This is a genomic window from Flavobacterium pisciphilum (assembly GCF_020905345.1).
Taxonomy (GTDB): Bacteria; Bacteroidota; Bacteroidia; order Flavobacteriales; family Flavobacteriaceae; genus Flavobacterium; species Flavobacterium pisciphilum.
This window is the reverse complement of record NZ_JAJJMO010000001.1, coordinates 4,808,679-4,828,498: the sequence shown is the minus strand read 5'-3', so window position 1 is coordinate 4,828,498 and position 19,820 is coordinate 4,808,679. Positions and strand designations below refer to the sequence as shown.

Sequence of the window (19,820 nt, the reverse complement as noted above, 5' to 3'; positions counted from 1 at the left end):
ATGAAGCTTAGAATTATAACTATACTTTTTTTTACAATAATCAGCAATTGCTTCTCCCAAAATAAAACGGAAGAGGCCATTACAACAGAAAAAAAACCTGAAATACAAGTCATAGCAAGAATACAAAAAGATAAAATATTATTACGTTGGGCAGTTACCGATCCCATAGCATGGAAAAAATTAAATATTTATGGCTATTTAGTAGAAAGATATACTGTAACTAGAGATAATAGAACTTTATCACCACCAGAAAGAATAATTTTATCCAAAGTTTCAAAACCGGATCCAATCGAAGCTTGGGAAAAATTAATTGATAATAATGATAATGCAGCAATCGTTGCTCAGGCTATTTATGGGGAGGATTTTGCAGTTACTGGAACTGATAAATTAGAAACTATTATAAATCTTTCAGAAGAAACTGAGCAAAGATTTACGTTTGCATTATTTACTGCTGATAAAGATTTTGAAATTGCTAAAAAAGCTGGATTAGGCTTTGAAGATAAAACAGCAAAACAAAACGAGAAATACGCATATAGAGTTTCATCAAATGTACCTGAAAGTGAAATGAGTATTGATTATGGAGGTGTTTTTGTAGGATTAAAAGAATATGAACCACTACCTAAACCAATGGACTTCACTGCCCATTTTAATGATAACAGCACTATGTTAAGCTGGAATTTTAAAATTCTATCACATGCATATGGCAGTTATTACGTAGAACGTTCTACAGATAAAAAAACCTTTGAAAGAATTACTGATAAACCATACACAAGTCTAAACCAAGAAAACGCAAATAACAATCGTATTTTTTACGTAGATTCAATTGCTAATAACAAGCCCTACAGCTATAGAATTCAAGGTATATCACCTTTTGGAGAGCTAAGCCCCTACTCAGAAATAATTACTGGGAAAGGCAAATCTTTATTAAAATTTGTACCTCATCTTACAGTAAAAGAATTTAAGGATGATACTACAGTTACATTATCTTGGGAGTTTCCTGAGGAAGGAAACCAAGAAATATCAAGTTTTGAACTTAATCGTTCTGATTATGATAACGAAAAATATACTACAGTACTAAAGAACATTCCTCCAAAAAATCGTTCTGTAACCTATAACAAACTTTCGTCAACCAATTATTTTACCATTACGGCAGTAGGAAAACAAGGGAATAGCAGAACTTCATTTCCTATGCTAGTACAACCTGTAGATTCAATTCCACCATCAAAACCAATTGGATTAAAAGGGATAATTGATAGCTTGGGCGTTGTGAAAATTTCATGGGCTCCTAACAAAGAAAAAGATTTAATGGGGTATCGTATTTATAGAGGAAATACTGCAGAAGAAGAATTTAGCCAATTAACTGTTAGTCCGAGCGAGCCAAATACTTATGAAGATAAAGTAATTATTAAGAGTTTAAATAGTAAAGTATATTATAGAGTCATTGCGGTTGATCAACATTATAATATGTCTCCGTTTTCTGAAACATTAATTATTAAAAAACCAGATGTAATCCCTCCTACTTCACCCGTATTTACTAAATATGAAATAAAAGATGGTGCCGTTTTCTTAGAATGGGTTAATAGCCAGAGTGAAGATGTAACTTCTCATCAATTATATCGTAAAGAAAATGAGCAGGAAAAATGGGAATTAATTTTAAATGATGTAACAAAATTAGAATCATTTCAAGACAAAAAAACAAACGAAGGAGCAACCTACAGATATGCGATTTTTGCTAAAGACGAAAGCGGCCTTGTCTCTAATCCTACACCTGAAATAGCTCTATTTATACCAAAATATACAGTTAAGCCAGCTGTAAAAGGATTCTATGCTCAAGCAAATCCAACCACAAAAAGTATTGATTTATCATGGGATTATAAAGAAAGTGATGTTGATAGTTTTGAAATATACAAAGCTACAAATCAAGAACCGCTACAGTTAATTCAGATTCTAAAAGCTGAATCACGAAAGTTATCAGATCCAACACTTACCATAAATACCACATACAAATACGGAATTAGAGCCCAATTTAAAGACGGAAGAATGTCAAAAATGGATTTCTATACAGTAAAGTTTTAAGAGCATGAAGAAATTATTTATCTTATTTTTTATTATTACTACAATAAAAAGTTTTGGACAAACCTATACGTTTAATTATTCATATAATTCTCAAGGTCAGAAATGTAGAGATGGATGGCATGGATGGAAAATGGATATATTAAGCAATACAACAATACAACTTGGAGAGAATGCATATAATGAGCAATATCCTCCTAATTTTTCTTTTAAAGAATATACTATAAAGTCAAATCCTACCAAATTTAATCTAGAAATCTTAGCATATGATTGTACTTCATCAATAAATTGTGATCCTAAAATAAAAAAACAAACATTAACTTTTCTTGAATTACTTAAAGCAACGAATGCTACCCTATGGGATTGTCCTGGGTACCAAAGATTTGCAATTGATAATTTTAAACCTAATATATACTTTAAAAACCTAGACAATGCTAGTCCTAACGAGATCTGCGCTGGGTCTCAGGTAGCATTAGCAGCTTTTCCGACTGAACTACTACCTGGTAATGCTCCCGATTTTCCTGCTGAAGTTTATCGTTGGTCATATTCTCTAGATAATGGAGCATCTTATAATACTGTACCAGATTACATTCGTGGAAAAAAGACAAATTATATTGCTACAACAAGATTTTCAATTCAAGAACTTCTTGGAGATAATCATGTAAACTATCTTAATAAAACTATATACTTTAGATTACATTATGGAGGTTTACCACCTATCCCTATTAAATATTCTCCTTGCGCTCCAACAATAAATAATGTTACCTATGAGGGTCCTAAATGCAGTGGTGATCCAATTCAAAAAGTAGATATTACTTTTGATAGACCATTATATCCAGGGGAAAGCTTGGATCGTATAAAAATGAAAGATGTCACAAATGGTATAGAAAGAAATGAACGTGAAAACATTTCTATTTTTAGTACTAGTAATCCTCAAGTTTATTCCTTTACTAATCTTGTTAACGCTTTAGAAAATGGACATACCTATAAAATTGTATACCAAGCGCAAATGGTTGATCCATTAGACCCTACAAAAAAAATATTGAAAGGTTTTATGGAATCTGCTAGTACTCTTAATTTTACTTATACAGACCCTCCCAAAGTATTGTTCGAAATTACCAATTATACTGAACCGTCTTGCGTAGGAGGCAATGATGGTACAATTGAAATAAAAGTACTTAGTGGTACATCTCCTTATCGTTTTTATAAAGATGGTGTAGAACTAACTGGTCCATCTCAGCCTAGCTATGCTAACAGTAAATACTATATCACAGGACTAAAAGCACAAACTCATAATATTATGGTTACTGATGCAGAAGGTTGCATTGAAAAATAATAATCAATAATAACACATGAAAATATTTTTTATAATACTTATACTAGCTTATTCCCTCAATCCATTTGGGCAAGAAGTACCTATTTATAGCCTAACCATAAATCACACGAAACAACTTCCTGACACACAATATATTATTTAAAATAACTAATTACACAGCACTTTCTTGCGTAGGAGCCAATGATGGAACAATTGAAATAAAAGTGATTTGCAGTACATATTTCCCTTAGACGATATAATAAAAAACACAGTAAAAATAGACAACCAACATTATATTATAAATGAATTGTCAGCAAATCCAATAGGATATCGAGTTAAAATAACAGATACTAATAATTGTATTGAGAAATAAAAATGAATAAAATTCTACTCTCCATAATGTTTATCACATCATCAATTACGTTGCATGCCCAAACGGAGTATGGATTACTAATTTATAGCGATTTGTATCCTAGAGAGGAACATGAAATGACTGTTGGTAGTTATCAGATCTCTTTTAATGGTGGTAATTTCAGTTTACCCCCAAATCAAAATTATAAACCATCATCAAGAACAGATTTTTTTTATGTTATACCTGATTTGGTAGCTCAAAAAATATATTTTGACTCGAACAGTATGCATAAAGATTGTGAAATTTATGAAAACCATTTCATCGATTTAAATAGTACAAATTACAATACCTATTTTAATGGATGTTATGCTTCATCAAGTATAAGTCTATTACATATTACTCCTAAAAGCCCTAAAACAACCTTCTGTATAGATGAAATAATTGAATTTGATAATGGCTTTAATTGGCAATACAGCTACGATGGTATTAATTGGGTTAATTTCCCAAAGGATTTTCAATCATTTTCATCAATCTCTTTTAAAATATCTGAACTTGATGGGTATGATAAAAAAAAAACAATTCATTTTCAAACTGGTTACAAAACACAATTTACAAATAAAATTACTTACAATATAATTCCTTGTTCTCCTAAATTAATAAGCACATCAGAACCAAACTTCACTTCTTGCTTTTATAACAATGATGGGCAGGTAACATTTAATTTTAGTAGAGAGTTATTAGATGACGAAGAATATGAAATGACTCTCAAAGATAGTGATGGCATTACAAGGGATTCTAAAGTAATAACCAAAACTATGATGACGACTCCTGATACATATGTTTGGACAAATCTAGGAAAACATATATATACTATGACCTATCAAACCAATCAAATCATAAATGGCATTAAAACTAAAACTAGTGTAGGTAAAAGTGAATTTACAATACAATCACCTCCAGAAGTAAAGTTCGAAATAACCAATTATACAGAACCCTCTTGTGCAGGAGGTGCAGATGGTACAATTGAAATAAAAATACTAAGTGGCAGGTCTCCTTATCATTTTTATAAAGATGGTGTAGAATTAACTAGCGCTTTTAATCCAAGCTTTATTAATGATAAATATTATATCTCAGGACTAAAAGCAAAAGAATATAATATTATGATTACCGATGCAAAAGGTTGCATTGAGAAAAAATAATAAGCCAAAAAAAATATCCAAAACAACCAATATAAATTATGAAAAAACATTACCTACTACTATTATTCTTTATTAGTTTATTGGGGTATTCTCAACAAAAAGCTGGTGTTGGAGAGCTAAATAATGGGGCTAGAACAGTACCAATAAAACCCGCATCAGCAATAGTAATATCTGGGACTGAAAAAGATGCAACTGCTTTTAATAACCCTAATGGCCAAATTAATGGTTTTGGCATTACGGGAGGAACTCCAGGATATACCCAAACATGGACAAAAGATAATGTAACTTTTAATCCTACTGATTTGAGTAAACTTCTAGCAGGGAAATACATAATTAATGTAACTGACGCTAAAGGTTGTTTTGCAACAAAAATATTTATAGTTGGTCAACCCGAAAAAGCACTTCTAGTAAGTATATTAGGAAACACCGACATTGTTTGTAATGGAGGAACTACCACATTAACAGCAAACCCAAGTGGAGGTTTTCCTAATACAAATGCCAATTATACTTTTTACTGGGATATTAAATATCTTGATGGTACATCAACATCTTCTACAAATAAAACAGTAACAGGAAAAGCAGGTGTTTATACACTTACCGTATATGATAATGCAACACCAATAAATGAATATGTCACTTCTCTATCTGTTAAACAAAAAGATATCATTTCTGTTGATCTTAAAAATTCTATAACTATAAATGTGCTTTGTAAAGGAGAAGCAACTGCTGAAATCGACTTGAAAATTTCTGGAGGAACTGGGCCATATAATGTAATTTGGGATGATAATGACACTAATGGACAGAAATGGACTGGACAAAAAAGAACGGGGTTGAAAAAAGATGATTATTATTTTATAATCACTGACTCAGAAGGGTGTATTTATTCTAAATATACAACATTAATTTCTATTACAGAACCCTCTGAATCTTTAGTAATTAATAGCAAATCGCAAAAACAACCTTCAACACCAACAGCTAACGATGGAGAAATCACAATAAATGCAAGTGGAGGAACTGGTGTTTATAGCTACATAGTAACTAAGGTAAGTGGTACTGCCACTACACACTCATCAAATGTAATTACAGGTTTAAGAGATGGTGTTTATGATGTTTATGTGAAAGATGCCAATGGATGTACAACAACATCAGAACGATTTACATTAAAAGCATTAACTATAAATCTTGTTAACCAAGTGAACATTAAATGCCATGGACAAGATACTGGCGCTCTAAGCATTGAAGCAGTTGGTGGTACAACTCCATACTCATATAGTTGGTTTCAAATTATTAGTGGCATTGAGACAGAAATTCCCTTACAAACTAATCCTATTATTTCAGGACTTACAGTAGGTAAATACAGAATAAAACTTAACGATGCTTCGAAAGAAATTTATACCGACTATAACATTTCAGAGCCACTAGAACCACTTACTGCAACTTCTTCTTATACAGATGTAAGTTGTTATGGTGGTAATAATGGAACTATTACATTGGACATTAAAGGAGGAACGGGAGCGTACACTGTTGTTTACACAGACATTAAAACTCCTGCAAAAAAAATAGATGCAACCAAATTAATTGCTGGAACTTATTCTTATATCATTACAGATGATAATGGTTGTACTTTTAACAGTCCTGCAAATATTACAATTAGTCAGAATGACCAAGTAACCATAACAAATATTACACAAACTCAGCCAACAATAGTTACGGCTAATGATGGAAACATAACTATTAATGCAGCTGGAGGTACAAAAACGTATACCTATATTTTGAAAAAGAATGGTATTAGTACCGAATATAAAACCAATACAATTGCAGGTTTAGGAAATGGAACTTATGAAGTTACCATTAGAGATGACAACAACTGTACATCTAGCATCGAAATAATTACCCTAAAAGCATTAGCTGTAGACTTTGTAAATAAGATTGATGTAACCTGTAATGGAGCAAATACTGGTAGTATAGAAGTATTGGTAAGCGGAGGAAAACCACTATACACTTACAAATGGTATTACAAACAGAATATAACAGATATTAATTATACAGAACTTGCTGGAGAAGTAACAAATAGGGCTCAAAATTTATATGCTGGTTTTTATAAAGTCGTAGTAACAGACAATGTGAATATTTCGAGAGAACTAATTATCGCTGAACTAATAGAAAGACCAGCTATTACATGTACCGTAACTACAACAAACGTAAATTGCTTTAGTGGTAGCGATGCAACTATTACGTTAAATATTCAAGGAGGAACTGGAGCTTACAATGTCAAATGGAACGATGGCATCACTACAAAGGATAGAACAGGAATTCCTGCTGGTAATTACAATTTTACTATTACAGATGCCAATGGATGCTCTTATTCAACTACTCCAACTCCTGTTGAAATTACACAACCTTTAAAACCATTAATCATAGCTTCTTCTAAGAAAATTGAAGCCACCGGTTATGGCTTAAAAAACGGTAGCATTGGTATCATAGCGACTGATGGAACATTTCCATACACTTATCAATGGTATAAAGAGGTTGGTAAAATAGAAATGACGGGGAAAACAAATCCTCTATTAGACGGAATTGGCGAAGGAACTTATACCGTAGTTGTTACCGATAAAAATAAATGCAAAACTGAAGCAACCTATATCATCTACCAACCAGATGAGTTATTAATTACAAGTATTTCTCAGACTCAAGCAATAAAATGTTTTGGGAATAAACAAGCTATCTTAAAAGCTACTATTACAGGAGGGGCTCCAATAGGAACACCTGATGCAAATAAATCATACAAATACAAATGGTACAATGTACTAACTCCTAACATTGTAACATCTATAACAAACCCTTCTGATGCAATGCTTGCTGGAGATTATATTTTGGAAGTTTCAGATGGATTTGGAAATAGTTATACCTCAACTCCAAAAACTATAATCGAACCAAAACTTTTAAAAATTGATTATACACAAAAGAATGTTTCTTGTAATGGTGGATCCGATGCCGAAATTAAGATTGCTATCACTGGAGGAACAGCACCTTATAAAATTGTATGGAGCACAGGAAAAAATGCAGATCAAAATATATTAGATAATCTAATTGCTTCAACATACAACGTTACAGTTACCGATGCCAACTTATGTCAAACAAGCCAAGAAATTACTATTACTGAGCCAAAAGCCATGAGCATAATTGTAGTCAAAACTCCTCCATCGGCTTTAGGAGTAGATGATGCTAGCATAAAAGTTACTGTTGTAGGTGGAACTCCTAATTATGATTTTGAATGGTTTGATAAAACTGGAAAATCAATATATACAGATAGTAACAAAGAATCTAATAGTATTTATAATATCTATGTAGGACAATATTTTATTACTATAGTAGATGCAAATGGTTGTAGAATTGAAAAAAGAGATTTAGACAAAGTAGATCCATTATTTATTAAATTAGTTCAAATAAACATTGTAAAATGTCATGGTGATGCTACAGCAAGTATAAAAGCAATTACTTCTGGTGGGCTCCCTGATTACTACTACAAGTGGTATAATGTAACCAACCCTACAGTAGTTATCAGTGAGGATGAAACTTTAATGAATGCCAAAGCAGGAACTTATTATGTTATCGCAACAGATTATTTTGGTAAATCTATTCAAAGTGAAACCATTACAATTTCAGAACCTAGTCCTTTAAATAATACTCTTTCATCTGAATATACTCGTTGTGGAGATGGAAATGATTGGACAATTACCTCAGCAGCATCTGGAGGTACAACACCTTACTCTTACTTATGGAATACAGGAGCCAAAACTGCTAATTTAGTAGATGTCATTCCTGGAAATTATTCTTTATTAATTACTGATAATAATGGTTGTACAATCACTAAAAATATAAACATTGTTGCCCCAGAACATTTAAGTGCAACCAACGAAATTAAAATCCCAACATGTTATGAAGGTTCAGATGCAACAATAATTGTAACACCAGTCGCAGGAATTGCTCCTTATACCTATTTATGGAGTACAGGTGAAAAATCAAATATATTAAGTAATGCTTCCGCAGGAGATTATACTGTTACAGTAACCGATAATAAAGGTTGTATTATTACAAATACATATACAATTGTAAATCCTCCAAAAGATATTATTTATCTTGGAGAAGATGTTACATTATGTTTTGACCAAAGTCTAACAATAAATGCTACTATCGACGATGATAAAGCAACTTATTTATGGAGTTCAGACAAAGGGTTTACAAGTAACAAACCGATGATTACAGTATCAGAACCTGCAAATTACACTGTTGTTGTAACCAACAAATTAGGCTGTAAGGCTACAGATACCATCAAAATTTCAGCACAACAAACTGCCATCAGTGCTGAATTTGCAATTTCATCACAAGTTTTTGTTGGTGAGAAATTTATAATAGTCGATATCAGTAATCCACAAGCCGATAGTATCAAATGGATATTACCTGCTGAAGCAACTGTAAAATCAAAAGATAAGGACTACGCAGAAATGAGTTTCTCTAAACCAGGTGAATACGAAATTACAATGACTACTCAAAAAGGTGATTGTACCGCCTTTCAAACCAAAAAAGTATTGGTAATTGAAGGAGAATACGAAAATCCAGATTCAACCGATTTGCAGAAGAAATTTGACATGAAGATTTATCCAAATCCTTCAAACGGAGTATTTACTGTAGATGTAACCTTAGACAAAATAATACCAGGACATATTAAAGTATATAGCTTGAATAATAATATGGTAATTGACTCTAAATCTGAAAATGGTAAAGATGCCTACTCATTTAATTTTAGCTTAAGCGGACTACCTTCAGGAATATATTTTGTCTTGTTTGAATCCCAACAAGGAAATAAATTGAGAAAAATAATTATACAGTAAGAGAGATCATTTCTACATCAAAAAACAAATCATATAGTCAGAAACAAATGGGAATTAACCCTTCCCTATTTGTTTCTCTAGCACACATAATAATGAATTTAAGAAGAATATTATTTTTTATCATACTGCTTGCAGGTACATTTGGATATTCCCAAAATTTCAATGTTCAAGAAGTAACCAAAGCCAAATTAGTAAATGTTACTGGAGGAGCATCTGCTAATGCAGTGATGTATTCTGGTAATGCGGTACGAGATCCTTTCACCTATTTCCTCAACGGAAACATAAATATAAATATCGCTAATTTATATAATTTGCCATTTTCCTTTTCTTATACCAGTCAAAAATTTGGTTATAACAAACCTGTATTAATGAATCGATTAAGCATACATCCATCTTATAAATGGATTACTGCTCATATTGGTGATGTGAGTATGACTTTTTCTCCTTACACATTAAGTGGACATCAGTTTACGGGTTTCGGGATTGACTTAACTCCACAAGGCAAATTCAAAGTTAGTGCCATGTATGGGCGATTAGTTCGAAGTAGCGAGTATGATGAAATCAATAAAGAGCTAGTGCCTACTTACAAAAGATACGGTTATGGTTTTAAAACGCAGTACCAATTAGAAAAAGTAAATCTTGGACTTACCTTTTTTAAAGCCAAGGATCAAATGAGTTCTTTGTCTACCCCTATTCCTTTTGAACTAGGTGTAACTCCACAAGAAAATGCAGCTATAAGTTTTGAAACCTCATTTAAGCTTTTTAATAAATTACAAATTGTAACTGAATTTGCTAATAGTAGTATTACTGAAGATTCAAGAGTAACATCAAGTAGCAAAGCAAAAAGTGTCTCATCATTGTTTTTGAACTCAAACACCACCACCACAAGCTATAAAGCTTTTAAAGGACAACTAGTTTATCCCGCAGGAAAAGGGACATTAGGATTAGGATATGAACGGATAGATCCTAATTACAGAACATTGGGTGGTTATTATTTTAATAATGATTTAGAAAACATTACTGTAAATGCATCTCAAACATTGTACAAAGATAAACTGAGCTTAAATCTGAATCTGGGACTCCAAAAAGACAATTTAGAGAAACAAAAACAAAGTCAGATGAAACGATTGGTTTCATCCATAACAGCCGATTTTAGAGCAAATCAGAAATTAAATATTAATTTTAATTATTCAAATTTCCAATCTTATACCAATAGTCGCAATCAATTTGATTACATCAATCAAACTTCAGATTATGAATATTTAGATACTTTAAATTTCAGACAAGTCAATCAAAATGCTACAGTTGCGGTTAACTATTTGCTTAAAAATGATAAAAGAATAAAACAAGCAATTAATGCTAATTTTAGCCTTCAAGATGCCGTAAACCAACAAGAAGGTAAAACAATTGCTGGTGGAGCTACCACTTTTTATAATTCGGGACTTTCATACATACTAGGCTTTCCAGAAAAATCACTTAACCTAACAGCTTCATTAAATAGTACTGTAGGCAAAATGGACACAGGGAAAAATCTAATCATAGGACCAACAATTGGCGCAACAAAACTATTCTTTGACAGAAAACTAAACACCTCATTTTCGAGCAGTTATAACACAAGTTACAACAATGGTGATAAACAAAATGATGTCTTTAATATACGCCTTAACGGATCCTATATCTATATGGAAAAGCATAATTTTGGCTTAAATGCAATTACACTTCTAAGTAATTCTACAACGACAAAAAACAATGATATCACAGCTACATTTTCATACAGCTATTCCTTTGATAAAATCAAACTTCGAGCTAATAAGAAAGAAGATAAAATAGAAACTAAAGATAAACTAGTTCAAGATAATAGACTAAAAATCAACTCCAAGGATATTGCTCTAGAAGGGACAAAATCTGAAATAATAAAGCAATTAGAAGAATTACAACTTCAACTCAATCCTATACCAACAAGTAAATTAACCAACTTGGATCATTTACTAACCGTTGCAAGAATGACTTTGGATGATGCGGAATTTAAAGAAAAAGTGTTAGACTATTTAGACCAATTCACCTTGGATAAAGAAGCAATAAATCAATACAATTCATTACTATCGGATGTTTGTAAAAGACTACATCAAGAAATGACTCGTAAAGACGAAAGCATCCAAAACTCATATGTAAATGCCATAGGAAAAGTAAACAATCATAAAATGCACGGAGTAAACAGTACTGATGTTACAGATAAAGTAAGTTACAATGCGTATTTAAAACTTGTTGAAAGAAGTAATAAAAACCAACAACAGCTTACCAACCACCGATGGATGCTTCGTGAATTCTCAAGTCTTGCTAAAATACCAGCAAAAGATTTACAAACAAACGAAACGATAGCAAATTTCAGTAAACAAGAAGTTGATTCAGTTTTTGATATGATAGCTAATAAAAAGCCTGATATCGAAATTATTGAAGGATTAGAAGAAAAAATAATTCCATTTTACCATCAGTTGGCTGTCAAAAAAGCTGTCAACGATGAAATTGAATTAAAATAGTAAGAAGATTAAAAATCTAAAAGTATAATAGTTACAAATAAATTACCCAGATGTTAAAAAAACTACGATTACAACTATTCATAACCCTTAGCTTCTTGCTTTTGGCTTTTGCAGGTACAGCACAAACATTTCCTGTTACGATAAGTACACAACTTACACAGCCATCACCTATTTACCTAAGTAATTATGCTGATGCTACGACTATAAATAGTCCAATAAAAGTGCAATTAATTCTTAACGATTTAACGATTTCTAATCGTCAAGTACGACTTAAATGCTATTTTCAAGGTAACGGAATTTCTTTTCTTACCAATGATTTCGTAGTTGGAGCAAGACCACTTCATCTTGAAGGAGGATTTCCATTACAACTTACTAATATAGATTTAGCACCTTATTTCCAGTTTCAAAACATACAAGGAATTAATCCAAATCAATATGCACAAGCACTTCCTGAAGGTATTTACTCTTTTTCAGTAGAAGTATATGATTTTGCAACTGGCAAAAAATTGTCTCGCAAGACTAGCGTTACTACCATTATTTTCCAAAACGATCCGCCATTCCTTAATCTACCACTGAATAATGCTTCGATTATGCAGCAAAATATTCAGAATATTATTTTTAGCTGGACACCGCGCCAAATAAATGTAAGCAATGTAGAATATGAGTTCGCATTGGTAGAAATCTGGGATAAATACACTCCAGTACAAAATGCCTTTGCCTACTCTCCTCCTCTTTATACCACTACTACAAGAACCACAACATTACAATATAGCCTATCTGAACCTCAACTAATCCCTGGAAGAAGATATGCTTGGAGAATAAAAGCAAAAGCACTCGCAAATGCTGAAGAGGTTGGTGTATTTAAAAACAATGGCTATAGCGAAATTTATTCTTTTACCTACGAAGTGTTTTGTACTGCACCTCTTGCAATAGAAACTACGAGTATAAGTCAAGATCAAGCTAAAATCACTTGGAGTGGCGATATTGCCAATTATGATTACCAAGTAAATTACCGTGAAAAGAATGCCAGCTCAGAATGGTATAAATTAGTTACCCCACGTGAATATGCAACAATAAGTAATTTAAAACCCAATACTACTTACGAGTATACTGTAGGAGCTTCTTGCGATTTAGGTAAATATACGCATAGTAACACTAAAGAATTCACCACTATGGCTAGTGATGAAATTGCTTTTGTAGGCTGCGGAATAAAACCAGATCCGAATGATTTAGCCAATAAAACTCCTTTACCAGATCTTTTCCCTAATGATGTTGTTACAGCAGGTGATTTCCCTATTGTAGTACTGCATTCTTCAGGTAGTAACGGTACATTTTCGGGAGATGGTTACGTAACACTACCATTCTTAGAGAAATTCCGAAAACTCATCGATGCAGCCGATGCATTGGGTGGAGAAAAAACCAATATTGGAAAATTCTCCCGCATCCGAATTACATTTAACAATATTGGTGTTAATACCGATTTCAAGTTAATTTCAGGAGAAATAATAGCTAGTTATGATCCTACATGGAGCGGTGTAGGTGATTTAGATCCATTAATAAATGATGTATTTGGTGATATAGGTAATATTGTACAGAAAGACATACAATTTGTCATCGACAAAGTTGTAAAAAATCCAGATGGTACTATTACTGTAACTGGACCAGATGGTGTCTCGTTTATAGAGCCTAAAACAGCTAATGACATAATATTTACCGATAAAGATGGTAAACAATATGCAGTTCCTCCAAATGCACCTCCTGGAGATATTGCACAAACAGGACAATTAGCTCCTGGAGGAATACCTACATCTAAAAATACAAATGGAATGGGTTCTGGTGGAGATGTAGCACAAATCTCTTCTGAGGATGTTACCATTCTATTTTCTAAAGGCAATGGATTTTATGCTTTTGATGTTGCTCCTGCAACAGATAACGGTAACCTGAGTAAAACATACGAAACAATTCCGCAAAAAAATGGAAATCCATATAAAGTAAGTTACAAAGCAATTTCTGATAGCCCAAATAGTACAGATATTGTAACTGCAACTGCAACATTCAAAAATGGAAAAACTAAAGACGATATCGTCTTTAAAACCCAAACCGGAACAGAGATAAAATCTACTTGGTCTGGTAATACAGCAACCATAGATGTAAAACGCACTTTAGATTTTGCTAAAGAAACCATTATTGCAACTGTAAAACCTACTGCTTCAAAAGATCCGAAAGATCCGAAAGCAATTGCAGGAAACTATGATATTGCAGGAACCATGAATATGTGGCACCTATCTCAAAAAAACATTAACCTAAAAGTAATAAGCATTAATAACGCTTCAATTACTAATGTTGAAAATGATCTTAATGCCATATACAACAAAGCTGGAGTTAAATTTAATGTATCAACTCAAAATGTAAATTTACCTAGCAGTTATTACCCTAAAAATACTATCGAATGTGGTGACAGTGGATGGCTAGCACAATATACTGCAGAACAACAGGCAATAATAGCTTACATAAAAACACAAATAACCTACGAAAAAGATTCGTATTATGTTTTAGTTACAAATATTCCTTCATCTAAAGGTTTAGCTGGTTTTATGCCACTAAAACGCCAATTTGGATTCATATTTAGTAAAGCAACAGATAAAGAAGAAGACAAAGGCAGTACTACAAAAACCATTGCACACGAATTAGGACATGGTGTTTTTGGATTGCAACACCCGTTCACAGAATACAAAACTACCTCTCCTACTGATCTACTAATGGATTATGGTACAGGAACGGAATTTAGTCACAATGATTGGCAGGTTCTTCATGCTCCAGGACTGCAATTATATCTGTTTCAAGGAGATGAAGCTGGTGAAAATATTGTAACATCAATCGAAATCCCTAATGATTTTTTAAATTTAGATAAGAAAACATTATCCTTTATAACAAGCCAAGGACAAATAGTCTCTATACCTAAGGACAAGTTAATTAAATATGAATTCACTTATGGGTCAGTTACAGGCGATAGAAATAATCCTAAAGATAACACATACAATAATAATACTAAAACAGGTAGTTTAGAACGTTTTACATTAAAGATTGATGAAAAAACATCACTGGAGTATATAATCGATTCAAATAAAGGATATGTAAATAAAAATGGCGAAGTATATAAAGATTTAACTGATTTCAGTAAAGTAAATGGATTCATTTATCCATTGATTAACGAAAATTCAAATTATGCAATATTCAAATTATCATTAAATCCTACAATTGAACACGAAACTCTATCTCAATATAAAAGTGGGGCTACGAACGATTTAAGTCTTATTGATTTTATAAATAAAATATCACCATACTCTACCAAATTCTTAGTCCCTTTAAATAAAGAACTCAAAGCAAATGTAAGCGTATGTTCTTGGTGTTATAATAAAGACACCCAAGAAATGCTAAAAACTCATTTTGGAAAACCTGAACAATTATGGGTAAATAAAATAGCCGAGATGCGAGTTGTTTATCCTAAATTCTTTGAGAGATTTACTGATACTTATTATACCCAACCCACTTCCTCAATATATTCACCTATTGGAAATACAATTACCTACAAGTGGAATGAAAATTTTAGAACAGAAAGCAGTAACCCTGAAGGATGGAGAGGAAACATTAAAAAATATGATTTTATCAATGTAAGATTTAATGACAATAATAAATCTAAATACTTTGAGAAATACTTTCAATATTTTGATACCTCGTTAAACGAGCAAATTAAACTTAACAATGAATGTTTAAAGACTTTATTTGATACTAAAATAACTTCTATAAATGAAGAACAAATAGCATGTTTAAAATTAGCTACTGAGTTAGAATTCCAAAAATTAGAATCAAACAAAGCATTAGAACTTGTTCAAATCTTACTAAAGAGAAATTTATGGAGCAATGAGGAAGAAAAAATTATAGTTGACATTATAAAATATGCCAAATTTGACAGTGACGTTTTAATTAGTTTATTAGAAACTCATAATCAAAAGATGGAAATAACGTCAACTGTTTCAACTCCTATGGGATTAAGCCCAGGTCCTTTAGTTGAAAAAGACTTCCCTCTATGGTATGTTTTTTTTGAAAAAGTAAATGATAGTAACTTTCTTTTCTCTGGAAATAATAGAAAAGAATTAATGAAAGTATTTTATCAATATTATCTAAAAAGTAATCGTTTTAAAAATGATTACAAAGCAATTAATGATAAATATGCAACTCTTTCTATAAATGATTTATCTGTTAAAGATTCTAAGTTTAAAATTATAGAACATGATTATCAAAATATTTTTAGAAGAGGTTGGTCTGACATGAAAAATAGTTTTTCAAATGATTTGGTCATTGGAATGTTTTATGAATATGATGAGAACTCGGATAAATTTAATTCAGTTACAACTTCATACGATGCAAAGTCAAGAGGAATTACAATTGAGCAAAATATAAAAAGAGGTTTATTTAATAATAAAATAAAATCAAAAAGTACAAATCTACCTTTTGACTTAATTTTATTTAAAAACTATTCAGAACAAGATTTATTAGGGGATTTTAAAGCCTATAAAGATAAAAACCACATCACAGAATTACCTGTTCCTGCTATAATAATACATTATGCAAGCGAAGTCGGCAGAGAACAAACTCAAAGTGATATTATTCAAACGTCAGTAGATGTAATTACGCTCGCAATACCAGGTGGTCAATTTACAACCTTAGGTAGAGCACTTTTTTATGCTGATAAAATAAGTTCAATTTCTAGCATGGCTGGCACAGCTTTTAGAGAAACCAATCCTGAGTTAGCCACTTTCTTTAACAGAGCAAGTTTAGCCACAGGAGTATTGTCTGTTACAGATTTAGCAATGCCGAACAAATGGACAAAAATTTCTGCCTTGCCTATTGAAGATGCACTAAGAACTGGTGCATTGACAGAAACACTGGTACAGGTAGAAAAAAACTCACTAGATTTTGCTAAATATATAAATGAAGAATTCCCTGCTAGAGAATTTAATCAACTTTCTAAAGATACAAAGGAAGCAATAATTATAACTATAAATAAAGACATTGAATACCTAAAAGTCACTGGGAAAATAGAAAACATTGCAATACTTAATAAAGCAATTGGAAAGCTTAAATTGGAAAAAGTAATTGAAAATACGGTTACTTTTCCAGCAAACTTTCCCGTTAATTTAAAATCAAAACTAATAGCTTGGAAAGATGATAAGCTTGTTAATGAATTTATCTTATTGTATAAAGATGAAAAAATATTAAACCAATTTAATACAAATTTAGAACTTGCTGACCTATGGAAAAAATGGGGAATTAAAGGAGTAAAAAATATAGATGAACTTTCCACTATCTCGAGAATTGAAAAGCTAAATAGAGGTACCTTTGAAGCGTTTGAGACAACGGTAGGATCTGCTAACATGAATCAAAAAGTTGAAGCATATAAATTATGGGGCGACAAAGATTGGGATGGGCTATATAATTTTTTCCATGCAGATCCAAAAAACTTAATAAATGGAGGTTGGCCACCTTATAGCGGATTCGTTAAAATTGAAAGGGAACTAGGCCCCTCTGAAATTATTGCAAATGGTGGTTTGTTTGATCGTTTTCAAAATCCAAGAGTGGATAAAGCAGATGGCAAAGTTACTGAAGTAATAGAATTAGGTGGAGGTTTTGCGAGTCCTGTAAAACTTGATGAATATAATAAAATTGATATACCTTTCACCTATGATTCACGAGCCTTACTAGAAGATATACAAGAAGGAATGGTATATATAAAATTTAGAATAAAAAAAGCAGACGGTTTAAAATTTAGATATGGAGATGCAATACCTTGGAAAAATAAAAATGGTGTCTCACAACAAGGATTAGCAAAACAAGTTGAATCTTCTACTATGAAATTCCACGATGAGGCTTTTATAAATGGAATACATTATGATATTGTTCAGCGCTCCGTTTTTCGAGGAGGAAGATGGGTAGATGATATAGAAGATTTAACTTTTAGAGTAGATAAATTAATAAAAAATATTGATTGTAAATGAAATTAATAGAAAAATTTTATTGTATTCAAACCGAAAAATACGGTGATGGATCAGAAAAAGTTATAGCAGAAGGAATAGCTCAAATTAAACAGGAATTAATTCGCCCTACAATACGCTTTATAAATTCAAATGGAGAGGTTATATCTTCTGGAAATAGGTCAATTTACATGAAACGATTGATTGCAAATCCCTATGTACAGACAAATGAATATTTTAATAAGGAAGAATTATTTTTCCTCTCAAAAACATACCAATTTGACATCCAAGAAAGTCCTGAATATGAAGGGTACTTTACTAGCATAATAAAAAATAATCCTCTATACAAGAGGTCAGCAAATGTTTTTTTGATTGAAGAGGATAAAAAAGAATACTTAATAATTGAATTCAACCGGTGGAAATTAGAAGACCAACCGCGCTCAGCAGGAGAAGATCAACTAGGAGAAGATATCACTTATATATTGGGGATATGGGAAAATCCACTTCTCACAGATGAGATAATTGCAAAAATCAAAAACAAGAGATAATGAGAAATAAAATAAAAATATATTTAACTTTATGGATCATATTGTTTGCATTTTTAAACGTAAATGCACAATGTGAAACTATTATAAAGTTCTTTAAAGATGACCTATATACATCAGATAAACTTGTAGCTTTTGCCGAAAAAGACCCGCAAAAGGCTTTTGATTCCTGGAAAGTACTCTATAATGAAAAAACTGGTCTAACCAAAAATGTAGAAGAACTTAGTCTGGTTGCAAAAAATCTTGATGAAATTAATGACGTTGGTGGGTATTTGAAGTGGAAAAAGCTAGAGAATATTCAAAGTACAGAAATAAAATTACTCGGTGAATCAAAAATCAGAGATATTCCAGGATTATCGACTACAGAAAATTCAATTGTATATACTGAAGGAAATAAGATAATCGATGAAGTAGCAAAAATGTCAAATAGTAGTAAACCAGGAGCAGGTAGTATTTTATTAAAAGACTCTAAATTCACTTCTGCTGTGAGTAACAAAACAGGGTTAAAGGAAGGTGAATTACCTGAAAGTCTCCATCCATTAGTATATGATTGGTTTAAAAACCCTTCTCTAAACGCTGAAGAATTAATAAGACGAGGACAACATGGAAAATGTGCAGAGCCTGAGGCTATTTCTAAATGGTTATATGAATACGAAAAAAGAACAAAAATAAAAATTAAGACAAAAGATGAGGCCAGAGATGTTTTAAAAGGGACAAAATCAATTGCATTTGAGACAACAAATAAAGGCGCAAAAAATAAAACTATTATTGCTGAAATTGGAGAGATAAAACCAGCTTGCTTAAGTTGTAATCCATTTTTAGATTTCTTCGGAATAGAGGAAATAAAAGTAAATGTTAATATAAAAATCGAATAA

Annotated in this window: 8 protein-coding genes; all 8 read left to right on the top strand. The window is 31.8% G+C overall.

All coding sequences use genetic code 11. From position 1 onward, the window contains the following. The 8 genes from LNQ49_RS20525 to LNQ49_RS20490 all read left to right on the top strand — a co-directional run bounded on the left by LNQ49_RS20525 (nt 1) and on the right by LNQ49_RS20490 (nt 19,820). Nucleotides 1-2,076 carry a fibronectin type III domain-containing protein gene (locus tag LNQ49_RS20525; RefSeq protein ID WP_229990879.1) on the top strand — a complete coding sequence of 692 codons (2,076 nt, stop codon included), beginning with the start codon at nt 1-3 and terminating at the stop codon, nt 2,074-2,076. A 4-nt stretch (nt 2,077-2,080) separates the two neighbouring features. Continuing rightward, nucleotides 2,081-3,409, top strand: coding sequence for a SprB repeat-containing protein (locus tag LNQ49_RS20520; protein ID WP_229990878.1), 1,329 nt, complete (start codon nt 2,081-2,083; stop codon nt 3,407-3,409). 354 nt (nt 3,410-3,763) lie between these two features. Continuing rightward, nucleotides 3,764-4,939, top strand: a complete 1,176-nt coding sequence (locus tag LNQ49_RS20515) for a hypothetical protein (RefSeq protein ID WP_229990877.1) — start codon at nt 3,764-3,766, stop codon at nt 4,937-4,939. Nucleotides 4,940-4,977: 38 nt separating this feature from the next. After that, nucleotides 4,978-9,831 carry a T9SS type A sorting domain-containing protein gene (locus LNQ49_RS20510; RefSeq protein ID WP_229990876.1) on the top strand — a complete coding sequence of 1,618 codons (4,854 nt, stop codon included), beginning with the start codon at nt 4,978-4,980 and terminating at the stop codon, nt 9,829-9,831. A 92-nt stretch (nt 9,832-9,923) separates the two neighbouring features. Continuing rightward, complete coding sequence (locus LNQ49_RS20505) at nt 9,924-12,368, top strand: TonB-dependent receptor (protein WP_229990875.1); 2,445 nt, start codon at nt 9,924-9,926, stop codon at nt 12,366-12,368. A gap of 50 nt (nt 12,369-12,418) precedes the next feature. Continuing rightward, nucleotides 12,419-18,424 (top strand): fibronectin type III domain-containing protein, encoded by a 6,006-nt coding sequence (locus LNQ49_RS20500; protein WP_229990874.1) that lies wholly within the window; start codon nt 12,419-12,421, stop codon nt 18,422-18,424. Beyond that, nucleotides 18,421-18,948 carry a hypothetical protein gene (locus LNQ49_RS20495; RefSeq protein WP_229990873.1) on the top strand — a complete coding sequence of 176 codons (528 nt, stop codon included), beginning with the start codon at nt 18,421-18,423 and terminating at the stop codon, nt 18,946-18,948. The genes LNQ49_RS20500 and LNQ49_RS20495 overlap by 4 nt, the downstream gene beginning before the upstream one ends. Next, a complete protein-coding gene (locus LNQ49_RS20490; RefSeq protein ID WP_229990872.1) occupies nt 18,948-19,820 on the top strand; it encodes a YwqJ-related putative deaminase in 873 nt (290 codons plus the stop codon). Before LNQ49_RS20495 ends, LNQ49_RS20490 begins: the two co-directional genes overlap by 1 nt.

Excerpts from the sequence above, each read along its gene's own strand:
- LNQ49_RS20490 (WP_229990872.1), top strand. The coding sequence starts at position 18,948 with ATGAGAAATAAAATAAAAATATATTTAACTTTATGGATCATATTGTTT.
- LNQ49_RS20515 (WP_229990877.1), top strand. The coding sequence starts at position 3,764 with ATGAATAAAATTCTACTCTCCATAATGTTTATCACATCATCAATTACG.
- LNQ49_RS20525 (WP_229990879.1), top strand. The coding sequence starts at position 1 with ATGAAGCTTAGAATTATAACTATACTTTTTTTTACAATAATCAGCAAT.
- LNQ49_RS20510 (WP_229990876.1), top strand. The coding sequence starts at position 4,978 with ATGAAAAAACATTACCTACTACTATTATTCTTTATTAGTTTATTGGGG.
- LNQ49_RS20495 (WP_229990873.1), top strand. The coding sequence starts at position 18,421 with ATGAAATTAATAGAAAAATTTTATTGTATTCAAACCGAAAAATACGGT.
- LNQ49_RS20520 (WP_229990878.1), top strand. The coding sequence starts at position 2,081 with ATGAAGAAATTATTTATCTTATTTTTTATTATTACTACAATAAAAAGT.
- LNQ49_RS20505 (WP_229990875.1), top strand. The coding sequence starts at position 9,924 with ATGAATTTAAGAAGAATATTATTTTTTATCATACTGCTTGCAGGTACA.
- LNQ49_RS20500 (WP_229990874.1), top strand. The coding sequence starts at position 12,419 with ATGTTAAAAAAACTACGATTACAACTATTCATAACCCTTAGCTTCTTG.